Source organism: Desulfarculaceae bacterium (genome assembly GCA_020444545.1).
Classification (GTDB): domain Bacteria; phylum Desulfobacterota; class Desulfarculia; order Desulfarculales; family Desulfarculaceae; genus Desulfoferula.
This window is the reverse complement of sequence record JAHLKT010000008.1, coordinates 149,632-161,272: the sequence shown is the minus strand read 5'-3', so window position 1 is coordinate 161,272 and position 11,641 is coordinate 149,632. Positions and strand designations below refer to the sequence as shown.

Sequence of the window (11,641 nt, the reverse complement as noted above, 5' to 3'; positions counted from 1 at the left end):
GCCCCTGGCCACCTGGCAAGGCTCACTCCCGCTCGGGCAGCTTGGCGGCCAGCTTCTTGAACCACCAGAAGAACAAGAGCCCTCCGCCCACGGCCAGAAGCAGGCCCAAGGCCAGGGCTCCGGCCTTGATGGCCCAGAGGGGGAGGCTTTGTATGAACTCGATCATCGGTTGGCCCACATTTAAAAAAATCCTCTAGTCGAGGCCGGTGGCCGGACGGCTGGGGAGCCTGCCGAAACCAGACCTCCTCGCCCCCGCGCCCCAATGTTATCCCCCCGCCCAGGCGGGCACAAGGCCGTCAAAGCCCCTGGCAAAGCGGGCCTGCCTGGCCGATAATGGGGCCATGTCCAACCGTGAGCCCCAAGAGCAGCGCCTGGAGATCATCCACTCCCTGGATTCCTGGCCCGGTCCGGCCACCACCACGGTGCTGGCCGCCCAGTGGCTGGTGGTGCTGATCCCCGGCCTGCTGGTGCTGGGCCAGGTGGTGGGCCTGGCCTGGGGCCTGGACGCGGCCGGCCGCATCGAGTTCATGCAGCGCCTCCTCTTGGTCACGGCCATCACACAGGTGGTGCAGGTGCTCTGGGGCCACCGCCTGCCCGGCCTGGCGGGCCCGGCGGCGGTCTTGATCGTGGGCGTGCTGGCCACCATCGCCAGCGGACCCGCCTCGGTGGCCGGGGCCATGGCCCTGGGCGGGGCGGTCACCGCCCTGGCCGGGCTCAGCGGCCTGGCCGCCCGTTTGGGCCGCTTCTACACCCCCCCGGTATTGGCCTCCAGCCTGCTCCTGGTGGCGGTTAGCCTCACCCCCACCATGCGCGACCTGCTATACCATCCCCCGGCGGCGGGAGCGGCCGTCTCCGGACCTTTCCTCTTCGGCCTGGGCCTGGTGCTCATCATGCTCCTGGCCCAGTTCCGCCTCAAGGGGCTATGGTCCTCCGCCGCCCTGCTCATGGGCCTGGTGGCAGGCAGCTTCATCTACTACGCCATGGGCCTGGAGCCCTGGCCCGCCTGGGAGGCCGGGGCCGCCGCCGGACTGCCCAGCCTCATGCCGGTGAGCCTGGAGTTCGAGCCCGGAGTGATCGCCGCCTTCTTGCTCTGCTACCTGGCCCTGATCAGCAACGAGCTGGCCACCATCGAGAGCACCGGGCGCATCATCAAGACCGGCGATATGGCCGCGCGGGCCAACCGGGGCGTGGCCGCCTCGGGCCTGGGCGGGGTCTTGGCCGGGCTGGGCGGAGTGCTGGGCCAGGTTACTTACTCGGTGAGCCCGGCCATGGTCATAAGCTCCAAGAGCGCCAGCCGCTGGACCCTGCTGCCCGCCGCCGGGGCCACCTTTCTCCTGGCCCTGTGGCCCGGCGGGCTGGCCCTGTTCGGCCTGGTGCCCGAGCCGGTGGTGGGCGCGGTGCTCTTAACCCTCATGGCCCAGAGCGTCTACGCGGCCCTGCACGTGCTCCTGCCCGAGGGCGGGGCGCCCTCCTGGACCAGCGGAGCCACCCTGGGGGTGGCCCTCATCGCCAGCATCGTGGTCAGCTTCATGCCCCCGGAGATCAGGTCCCAGATCCACCCCTATCTGCGGCCCATCCTGGGCAACGGCTTTGTGATGGGCCTGATTCTGGCCTTGCTGATGGAGCATGTGCTGCTCAGGGGCAAATAGACCCACCCGCTCCGCGGCCTTTATTTGCAGAGAATTGAGATGAATTACGCGACGTTTTTTTCCAGGCAGGCGAGAAAGCCCACCGGCGTTTTCGGCCGCTTTTACATGTCACGGGTTTTCGAAAAAGGCAACGCCGAGCTGAACGACCTGACGTTTGAAAGTTTGGCCGTGGCGGCAAACGAGCACATCCTGGAAATAGGCTGCGGCACGGGACTGCTAATCAAGCGGATTGCCGGCCATGAAACCGGCGCCTTGATCGAGGGCATCGATTTTTCCAAGTCCATGGTGGCCTTGGCTCACAAAAACAACCGCCGGCATATCAAGCGGGGCAAGGTGGCAATCCACTTGGGGGACTTTGCACAGGTCACCTTCCAGCCCGATGCCTTTGACAAGGTGTTTACGGTAAACACAGTTTATTTTTGGAAAAACCCGGAAGCAATCCTTGCGAAAATACATCGGGTGTTGAAGCCGGGCGGCAGGCTGATCATCGGGTTTCACGAGAAAAGCGAAATGGAAAAGATGCCGCTCAACAAGGACGTATTCAAATATTATTCCACCCAAGACATGAAGGAGCTTCTCGCAGGTCATGGCTCCCTGGAGGATACCGAGGTCATCTCCAGGAAAGGCGCGCGAAAGGTCAGTTACTGCGCGGTGTGCAGCAAGGCGGTCACATAGCAGCCGCCTTGGCGGCGAGGAAAAAACGGACTCCTGCCCCGGCGTCCGGGGAACCTGGAGAAAGCGAGGGAGCAAAGCGGGGGGAAACCTGTTTTCTTGCCTATTATTTTACCAATTTCCGCCGTGATTATCGCCGCTGTATTTGGCCGCCCCCGGCGGTACTTTTAAATTTAGCCCGCATTTTTCGCGCCAAATCGGGAGGGGGAATCCATGATCGAGGATAAAGCCAGCCATACCGCCGAGCGCATGGCTCTGCACCGCGCGGCCCATCAGCTCCTGGACCACCCCCCGGTGTTGGAAGACCCCCTGGCCTTGGCCATGCTGGGGCGGGACAAGGCCGCCGCCCTCATCGCCAAGCCCTCCCTGGCCGAGTCTTCGCCGGCCTCGCGCTTTTTGCGGGCCTTCGCCGCCGCTCGCAGCCGCCTGGCCGAGGACCAGCTGGCCGCCGGCCTGGAGCACGGGGTGGGGCAGTACGTGATCCTGGGGGCGGGCCTGGACACCTTCGCCTATCGCAACCCCCACCCGCCCGAGGCGCTAAGGGTCTTCGAGGTGGATCACCCGGCCACCCAGGCCTGGAAACGGGAGCGCCTGGCCCAGGCGGGCATCGCCGCGCCGCCGGAACTCAGCTACGCGCCGGTGGACTTCCATGAGCAAACCCTGGCCTCGGGCCTGGAAGCGGCGGGCTTCGACCCCGGGGTGCCGTCCTTGTTCGCCTGGCTGGGGGTCACGCCCTACCTCACCCTGGAGGCGATCAAGGCCACCCTGGGCTACATTGCCGCCTGCCCCCCGGGCTCCGGGGTGGTCCTGGACTATCCTCAGTCGCCCGAGGTCCTGGACATGCGGGGCCGCCTGGCCTACAAGGCCCTGGCCGGGTTCTCGGCCGCGGCCGGGGAGCCCTGGCTGACCAACTTCGCGCCCGCCGAGATGACCGCCCTGCTGGACGAGCTGGGCTTCAGCCTGGTGAAGGACCTGGGCAAAGAGCAGATCAACGAGCGCTACTTCGCGGGCCGCTCCGACGGCCTCATGGTGGGCGACCTCTACCACCTGGCCACCGCCTGGGTCTGAGGCCCGCGCGGCGCACCAGAATCCGCCGTCCAATCAAGGTTTGTCATTGCGAGGAGCGGCCTTGCCGCGACGCGGCAATCTCTGTTCGCCAGGAGGGGGCAGGGGGATGAGGAGGCGGTTGGTGAAAGAAAATCTTTCCGGCGTAGGGGCGGGGTTTATCCCCGCCCTTTGCTCTGTCCGGCGCTCTCTCGGGCGGGGGTAAACCCCGCCCCTACATCCGCCTTGTCCAATGCAAACAAACTCTTGTCATTGCGAGGAGCGAAGCGACGCGGCAATCTCTGCCCGCTAGGAGGCGCTCCAAAGCTGTAATAGCCCACAATCACAAACCAAAAAAGGGGGCCCGGATGGCGCCGGGCCCCCTTGGGGTGATTTGGTGGGCGTTGGAAAGGAGCTTAGAAGACGAAGCGGAACTGCACGCCCAGCAGCCACTCGTTACCCAGGTCCTCGCCGGTCTTGGGGCTGTCGCCATAGGAGTAGTAGGCCAGCTCGGGGTGGATGCCGAAGTTCTTGGTGAACTGGTACGGCGTGGCGACAAAGGCGCTCATGCGCACGTTTTCGTCCTTGGAGAAGCCGTTCTTGCCGGACCAGGCGTCGTTGGAGAAGTTCTCGTAGCCCACGCCGCCGATGAGCATCAGCTTGCCGATGGTGTATTCGCCGGAGAGCATGCCACCCAGGATGGCGGTGTCCTCGATCTCGCCGGAGGTGATCTCGGCCCGGTAGGGCTTGGTCCAGGTGGCGGAGTAGAAGGGATATTCGGTGGCGAAGTTCATGCCGTAGTGGCCCTGGAACTTCGCGGTGAAGGCGCCGATGCTGTACTTGATGGGCAGCACCACGGCCCAAGTGTTGTAGGGATCGTCAAAGGCGCCGGAGTTGCCGGCCTCGTAGCGGTGCTGCACGAAGCTGAATCCGGGGTTGGTCATGAACCCGCCGTGCTTGTACATGAAGGTCAGGCTGGCGCGGGGGAACAGGTAGACGGTGTCGGTGGTGTCTTCGGAGTCGTAGTAGTTGTCGTTCTGACGGGGGCCCTCCAGGGCGAACTGCACGCCCCACTTGTTGGTGTCATAGGTCAGCTGCACCTGGGGGACACGGCCGGGCCACAAATAGCCCCAACCGAACATCAGCAGGTGGGAGTTCTCTTGCAGGCCCAGGTACTGCTTGGGGGCGTAGGCGGTGGAGCCGAACCAGTTGTCGGTCTGGCCGGCCAGAATGCGGCACTTGCCCACCCGCCAATAGGCGTAGGCATAACGCAGGCTGACCGTGGCCGAGGCGTCGATGCTCTTGAGCCCCAGCTCGATGCGGCCACCCACGTTCTTGTCCACGCTGAAAAAGCGGGCGCGCAGGTAGCTGTGGCCGGGCAGGTTCAGGAACCAGGAGCCCACGTCGTCGGAGCCGTTGTTGGTCAGCTCCTGGCTCTTTTGCTGCCAACCGATGTCGGTCAGCATACGGGCGGCCATCTCGAAAGTGTAGGTGGAGGGATCCACGGCCAGGGCCGGGACCGCCGCCGCCACCACCAGCATCGCCGCCAGGGCTAGGGTAAATAGCTTATTCATGGTGACCAGGTCTCCTCTCGTTGATTCTTCCAAGGTTTGTTTTTCGCGTTTCCAAGAGCCACCCGGAAACGTGCCGCCCTCCCTTGCCTCGGGCTCACCCCGGCCCGCCAGGCCGGAGAAAGCGGCTTATGTGCGTTTAATCATTGGGAAGATAGGCAGGAGCCGCAAGGCGGCTTTCGCGGCGCGGGAGGTTTGTGCGCCAGCCGGCCCGGTTTGTGCGCGAATGGGACGCCCTGCCCATTGACGAAAGGGCTCCCGGCGTTGCCCGGCCCCCGGGGTAGGGTTATAATCTAGGACAAAGGGAGGGATGTACGGCCCATACGGCCGCTGCACCCGGAATCCGGACATAGCCATGGCGGCGCAAGTGTTTCCACCCGAGTCTTGGCAAACCCTGCTGCGGTTGCCCCGCGCCTTTCTGCGGCGGCCCCTGGCCTCGTTCGTGGCCAGCCCCACCAACCGGCAGCTTCTCTATTACAAGCTGGGCCTGTTCTTTCTGCTGGCGGTGATGGCCGGCGCGGCCCTCACCTGGCAGCGGGACTTCCTCACCGCGCACCTGGCCTTTTACTGCACCTACACCGTGCACCTGGCGGTCAACTACTTCATCGGCATCCTGCTGGCGGCTTGGGCCTTCAAGCGCTTCTTGCCGGACTGGAGCGCCTATGAGCGCCGCACCGTGGCCCGCCAGTGGGTCATGTGGGGGGCGGGCTTTGTGGTGGGGTATTTGCTCCACCGCCTGGTGGCCAGCCACCTGATCGTCTACTACGCCCCCTGGCTGGTGGAGTTTCTGCGCACCCACCCGGAGGCCAGCCCCAGCCAAATAGAAATATTCGCCTTTTTCGGTACGGCCTGGCTGCTGGCCAGCTTGGCGGTGTTGCAGACCGCCCTGAAGCTGCAAAAGCGCGCCGCGCCCCAGGCCGGCCAGGCTCCGGCCCAGCCGGCCCCCCCGGCGGCGATCACCATCAGCCACGACGGCCGCCAGACCCGCATCCCCCTGGAGCGCATCACCCACGTGACCGTGGAAGACCACTACTGCCGCATCCACTACCTGGACGGCGCGGTCCCCAAGAACCTCTTTGCCTGCATGTCCCTGAAAAGCCTGGCCGAAGAGCTGCCGCCCGAGGATTTCGCCCAGATCCACCGCTCCCACCTGGTCAACCTGCGCCACCTGGGCGGGCTGAGCAAGGACGGGCGCAAGTACCAGGCCGAGCTGCCCGCCGCGGGGGTGGAGCTGCCCATCAGCCGCCAGCGCTGGAGCGAGCTACAGGAGCGCCTGGCCAAGAGCAAGGCGGACAAGTAGGCCTTAATAAGGGTCTTTTCCGGTGTAGGGGCGGGGTTTATCCCCGCCCTTTTCTTTTGCCAAACTCTCTCGGGCGGGGATAAACCCCGCCCCTACATCTGCATTGACTAAACCAAATAAACCCTTGTCATTGCGAGGAGCGAAGCGACGCGGCAATCTCTGCCCGCTAGGAGGGAGCGCAGGCCTAAAAAAGAGGTTAGGAAAAAGGAAATTGGGCCGGGCCTAGCCGGGTGCCCGCCCGCCCCATCCAGCCATAGCTGTCATTGCGAGGCGCGGCGGCCGGGTGGGCGGCCCGGAGCGGGCGGCTACTCCCGCCGCGCCGTGGCAATCTTCCTTGGAATTGTCATGCGGTCGGACCAAGCCGGAAGCCTCTCTTGTTGCGCCCCTGACGCCACGCAACCCCGGCAGACAAGCCGCCGGCCAACCAAAAACACTTTTTCACCCACCCCAATAAAGTGGGGGCCCGGATGGCGCCGGGCCCCCATGGGGTGATTTCGGGCGTTGGAAAGGAGTTTAGAAAACGAAGCGGAACTGCACGCCCAGCAGCCACTCGTTGCCCATGCCGTTGCCGGTCTTGGGGTCGTCGCCATAGGAGTAGTAAGAGAACTCCGGGTGCACCCCGAAGTTCTTGGTGAACTGGTAGGGCACGGCGATGAAGGCGCCCAAGCGCACGTTCTCGTCCTTGGAGTAGCCGTTCTTGCCCGACCAGGCGTCGTTGGAGAAGTTCTCGTAGCCCACGCCGCCGGTGACCATGATCTTGCCGATTTGGTATTCCCCGGCCAGCACGCCGCCGTAGATGGTGGTGTCGTCGATGCCGCCGGTGTCGATGCCGTTGCGATAGGGCTGGGTCAGATCCACCGGGAAGAAGGGATACTCGGTCGCGAAGTTGATGCCGTAGTGGCCCTGGAACTTCAGGGTGAAGGCGCCGATGGTGTACTTGATGGGCAGGACAAAGGCCCAGGTGTTGTAGGAGTCGTCAAAGGCGCCGGTGCTGCCGGACTCGTACTTGTGGTTCACGAAGTTGAAGCCCGGGTGGGTCATGAAGCCGCCGTACCTGAACATCAAGGTGAGGCTGGCCCGGGGGAACATGAAGGCGGCGTCGGTGGTGCCGCCCGCGTCGAACAGGTTGGTCTTCTGGCGCGGCTCCTCCAGCGCGAACTGGATGCCCCACTTGTCGGTGTTGTAGGTGAACTGCACCTGCGGCACGCGGTGGGGCCACAGGAAGCCCCAGCCGAACATCAACAGGTGGGCGTTTTCTTCCAGGCCCACGTACTGCCGGATGTGATAGGCCAGGGAGCCGAACCAGTTGTCGGTCTGGCCGGCCAGGATGCGGCAGTTGCCCACCCGCCAATAGGCGTAGGCGTAACGCAGGCTCACGGTGGCGTCGGGCTGCACGCTCTTGAGGCCCAGCTCGATGCGGCCGCCCACGTTCTTGTCTACGCTGTAGAAACGCGCCTGCAAGTAGCTGTGGCCGGGCAAGGTCAGAAACCAGGTGCCCACGTCGTCGGAGCCGTTGTTGGTCAGCTCCTGGCTCTTGTTCCACCAGCCGATGTCGGTGAGCATACGAGCTTGCAGCTCAAAGGTGTAGGTGGAGGTGTCCACCGCCCAGGCGGGAGACGCCGCCGCCAACCCCAGCATCACGGCTAGGGTAAGGATAAGCCACTTTTTCATATCGACCCTTCCTCCTGAAACATTGGTTGAGATCTCTCACCGGCCCCTTCAGCCAAGAGGAGCCGGGCCCGCGGCCACCCTTTCCGGGCCGGGCTCACCCCCGACTCGGCCGGCCGGGGCGGCCGCCACGGCCAGGAACCGCCCTCGGGGCCGAAAAAGGCCCCTGGAAAGCGCGTCCTGTATTGCCAATCATCAGGAAGACTTGCGGAGGTCTCAAGCGAGGTTACGCCGTCGGAGGCCGCCCTGCGCGGGCGGCGGGCGCTTTTTCGCCAACGGTGGGCTCTCGCCGCCCGCGAGGCGCGCATACGCATTGCTCTCAGCGGCGGGTTAGGCTAAAATTTTCCTTAACGGCGACTAGTTGGCCATCTGCCCGCCACTCAGGCACCCACAGTAAGAGACGACCATGGCCGCCCTGGCAACATTCCCACCCCCCCTCCGGGGCCTCTGGCATCTGCCGCTGGCCTATTTGCGGCGGCCCCTGGGCAACTTCTGCGCCCATCCCGCCCACCGGAGGCTCCTGTACTATCAGCTCGGCTTCTTCTTCCTCATGGCGGTGCTGGCCGGCAAGGCCCTGCTGCGCCACCACGCCTTCATGTTCGACCACCTGACCTTCTACTTCACCTACGCCCTGCACCTGTCCCTGACCTACCTCGCCGGGGTCATCCTGGCCGAGGTGGCGCTGCGCCTGCTCCTGCCCCGCTGGAGCGCCTACGACCAGCGCACCGTGGCCCGCCAGTGGATGGTCTGGGGGCTGGGTTTTTTGCTGGGCTTCTTGCTGCACCGCCTGCTCATGGTCCACCTGGTGCCCTTTTACGCTCCCGACCTGGTGGCCTTCCTGCGCCAAGCCCCCCACCTGCGGCCCAGCCTGCTGAACATGCTCCTGTTCTGCGGCGCGGCCTGGACCGTGGCCACCTTCGCGGTGATCCGCAGCGCCCTGGCCTGGCAAAAGGTGCTGCGCCAACGGGCCGCCGCCGCCCGCACCGCGCCCCAGCCCACGGCCGCCGTGGCCCAGACCGCCGAGGCCCCGGCCCCCCCGGCGGCGATCAGCATCAGCCACGACGGCCGCCAGAGCCGTATCTCCCTGGCCCGCATCACCCATGTCACGGTGGAGGACCACTACTGCCGCATCCACTACCTGGGCGGCGAGGGCCCCAAGAACCTCTTCGCCTGCATGACCCTCAAGAGCCTCACCGAGCAGCTGCCGGAGCGTGATTTCGTGCAGATCCACCGCTCCCACCTGGTCAACCTCAGGCACGTGAGCGGCCTGGAGCGCAGCGAGGGGCAGTACCTGGCCGTGCTGCCCGTGGCCGGGGCGGCATTGCCCGTCAGCCGCCGCCGCCGGACCGCGCTGCGGGAGCGCCTGGCCGAAGGCAAGCCGGACAAGTAACTGAATCAGTTTGTCATCGCGGGGAGCGGGGAGATTCGATAGCGGCCGGTAATAGAAAATCTTTGTAGAGGCGGGGTTTATCCCCGCCTTTTCTTTTTTCCAAGCACCCTCGGGCGAGGATAAACCCCGCCCCTACACCTTCTCAACTAATTAAAAACAACCCTTGTCATTGCGAGGAGCGCAGCGACGCGGCAATCTCTGCTTGAAACAGAGCTGACGGGCCTACCGAGGGTTCCCCCTGAAATCGAGGCCGCCCGCCGGACCTCTTGTCGCCTCGCCAAGGCTCGGCGACCCAGACAGGCAAGCTGTCTGGGCCACCCGGGGAATTAATTGCAGCCATGGCCGTCATTGCCAGGAGCGCAGCGGCGCGGCAATCTCGGTTCGCTGGTGGGGCGGGTAAAAGGCTCAGATACGGCTGAGCGGCTCCTCTTTGTCGTCCACCCGGAAGCGCTCGTCGTATTTCATCTTGACCTGGGGCTCCTTGACCGGCTGGTCCAGGTGCAGATGCAGCTCGATGACCCCCTGGCTCACCAGGCCGCTCACCGCGTAGCCCATGGTCTTGAGAATGCTCAGGCTGGCGATGTTCTCGGGCATCACGTAGGCGCTCACCACCTTGTGTCCCCGGTCCCTGGCCACATTGATCACCGCGCTCATCAGGGCGCGGCCCAGGCCCTTGCCCTGCATCTCGCCAGCCACCGCGAAGTCCACCTCGGGGCTTCCCTCGTCGCCCAACACGTAGCGGGCCACCCCCACCATGCGCTCGGAGCCGAAATCCCCGGTGAGGGCCAACAGGGACATCTCGCGGTGATAGTCGATGTTGACCATCTTCTGCATGTCCTTCTTGGGGAAGGCCTTGGTGGCGTGCAAAAAACGGTAATACACCTCGCGGTCGCTCATGGAGTAGAAGAACTCCTGCACCATGCGCTCGTCGGTGGGCTTCACCGGCCGGATGAACACGTGGCTGCCGTCCTTGAGCTCGGCGGCTTGCTCGTAGTGCTCGGGGTAGACCCCGGTGAACAGCGGGGCCAGGATCTGGCGATCGCTGATCAGCCCCTCCTGGCGCGCGGCGGTGAGTAGCGCGTCGCGGTGGTTGGGGTGGGCGATGTCGATCAGGGCCACCGCCCGTTCTTTTAGCGACAACCCGTGCACGTACACCGCGCCGTACTCGGTGGCCACCGAGCGCACCCCGGCGCGGGTCACCGCCACCCCGGCCCCGGCGCTGAGGCGGGGCACGATGCGGCTGGAGCCGTCCGGGGCCAGGGAGGGCAGGATGACCACCCCCAGGCCGCCGGGGCTGGCCGAGGCCCCGCGCATGAAATCCACCAGGCCGCCCACCCCGGCATAGACCCGCCCGCCCCGGTCGGCCGAGCAGACCTGGCCGGTCAGGTCCACCTCCAACACCTCGTGCACCGAGATCATGCGGTGGTTGGCCGCGATCACCGCCGGGTCGTTGACCTCGCGGGTGGGCAGCATCATCACCTGGGGGTTGTTGTCCACGAAGCGCAAAAGCTTCTCCCCGCCCAGGCAGAAAGAGGCCACCACCTTGCGGGGATAGAGCGTCTTGCCCGCCCCGGTGATCACCCCGCTTTCGATGAGCGGCAGATAGGCCTCGGTGAGGGCGTCGGTGTGCACCCCCAGGTTCTTGCGGTCGCCCAGCTCGGCCAGAACCGCCTGGGCCATGGTGCCCAGGCCCATGTGCACCGTGGCCCCGTCCGGGATCAGCCGGGCCACCTGGCGGGCGGCCTTCTTGGCCACCTCGCCCGGCGCGGGCTGATTGAAGCTCAGGATGGGCTCCTCCTGCTCCACGATGCAATCCAGGCGGCTGACCGGCACGAAACTGTCGCCCAGGGTGCGGGGCATGGCCGGGTTCACCTGGGCGATGACCAGGCGCGCCTGCTCCACCGCCTCGCCCAAGACATCCACCGCCACCCCCAAGGAGCACCAGCCATGCTCATCCGGCGGGCTCACCTGCACCAAGACCGCGTCCACCCCCAAGCGGCCCGAGGTGATCAGCTCGGGCAGATCGGAGAGATACAGGGGCACGTAGTCGGCCGCGCCCTCGCTAACCGCCTGGCGGGCCCCGGTGGCCACGAAGAAGCGCAGCAGGGTGAAGCCCTCGGCGTCGGCAAAGGGATCGGGCCCGGCCGCGCCCGAGGGCACGCTGATGGCCTGGATGACCTGCAAGTCGCGGAAGCGGCCCGCCAGGCGGGCCAGCTCGCTCACCAGATGGCGGGGCTCGCCGCAGCCCGAGCCGATGAGCACTCCGCTGCCCGAGCGCAGGCGCTCCAGGGCTTCTTCCGCCGTCATCAAACGGGAGCGGTAATGGTCGGCCCAGGCCATAAGCTTG

The 11,641-nt window shown here is 65.6% G+C and carries 9 protein-coding genes; 5 read left to right on the top strand and 4 right to left on the bottom strand.

Annotated features, from left to right (window positions below; genetic code table 11):
• Positions 1 to 22 precede the first annotated feature (22 nt).
• The gene (locus tag KQH53_19535) at positions 23 to 178 is read right to left on the bottom strand and encodes a hypothetical protein (protein MCB2228876.1); all 156 of its coding nucleotides are present in this window, start codon (positions 176 to 178) and stop codon (positions 23 to 25) included.
• 163 nt (positions 179 to 341) lie between these two features.
• Between KQH53_19535 and KQH53_19530 the strand changes: the two genes are divergently transcribed.
• From KQH53_19530 to KQH53_19520, 3 genes are all read left to right on the top strand, one after another.
• Positions 342 to 1,649, top strand: coding sequence for a purine/pyrimidine permease (locus KQH53_19530; protein MCB2228875.1), 1,308 nt, complete (start codon positions 342 to 344; stop codon positions 1,647 to 1,649).
• Between the two features lie 39 nt (positions 1,650 to 1,688).
• Positions 1,689 to 2,324 carry a class I SAM-dependent methyltransferase gene (locus KQH53_19525; protein MCB2228874.1) on the top strand — a complete coding sequence of 212 codons (636 nt, stop codon included), beginning with the start codon at positions 1,689 to 1,691 and terminating at the stop codon, positions 2,322 to 2,324.
• A gap of 210 nt (positions 2,325 to 2,534) precedes the next feature.
• Positions 2,535 to 3,389: a class I SAM-dependent methyltransferase gene (locus KQH53_19520; GenBank protein ID MCB2228873.1), complete on the top strand. Its 855-nt coding sequence runs from the start codon at positions 2,535 to 2,537 to the stop codon at positions 3,387 to 3,389.
• Between the two features lie 392 nt (positions 3,390 to 3,781).
• Here KQH53_19520 and KQH53_19515 read toward each other — a convergent pair whose 3' ends face one another.
• Entirely contained in the window at positions 3,782 to 4,939 is a 1,158-nt protein-coding gene (locus KQH53_19515) for a hypothetical protein (GenBank protein MCB2228872.1), read from the bottom strand.
• Positions 4,940 to 5,291: 352 nt separating this feature from the next.
• On the opposite strand from KQH53_19515, the gene KQH53_19510 reads away from it, so the two are divergent.
• Positions 5,292 to 6,236: a LytTR family transcriptional regulator gene (locus KQH53_19510; GenBank protein ID MCB2228871.1), complete on the top strand. Its 945-nt coding sequence runs from the start codon at positions 5,292 to 5,294 to the stop codon at positions 6,234 to 6,236.
• 513 nt (positions 6,237 to 6,749) lie between these two features.
• Here the strand turns inward: KQH53_19510 and KQH53_19505 are convergent.
• Positions 6,750 to 7,907: a hypothetical protein gene (locus KQH53_19505; protein ID MCB2228870.1), complete on the bottom strand. Its 1,158-nt coding sequence runs from the start codon at positions 7,905 to 7,907 to the stop codon at positions 6,750 to 6,752.
• A 403-nt stretch (positions 7,908 to 8,310) separates the two neighbouring features.
• Here KQH53_19505 and KQH53_19500 point away from each other — a divergent pair, with 403 nt between their 5' ends.
• On the top strand, positions 8,311 to 9,294 hold the full coding sequence (locus tag KQH53_19500; protein ID MCB2228869.1) for a LytTR family transcriptional regulator: 984 nt from the start codon (positions 8,311 to 8,313) through the stop codon (positions 9,292 to 9,294).
• A gap of 405 nt (positions 9,295 to 9,699) precedes the next feature.
• Here KQH53_19500 and KQH53_19495 read toward each other — a convergent pair whose 3' ends face one another.
• Entirely contained in the window at positions 9,700 to 11,634 is a 1,935-nt protein-coding gene (locus KQH53_19495) for a GNAT family N-acetyltransferase (protein ID MCB2228868.1), read from the bottom strand.
• Positions 11,635 to 11,641 lie beyond the last annotated feature (7 nt).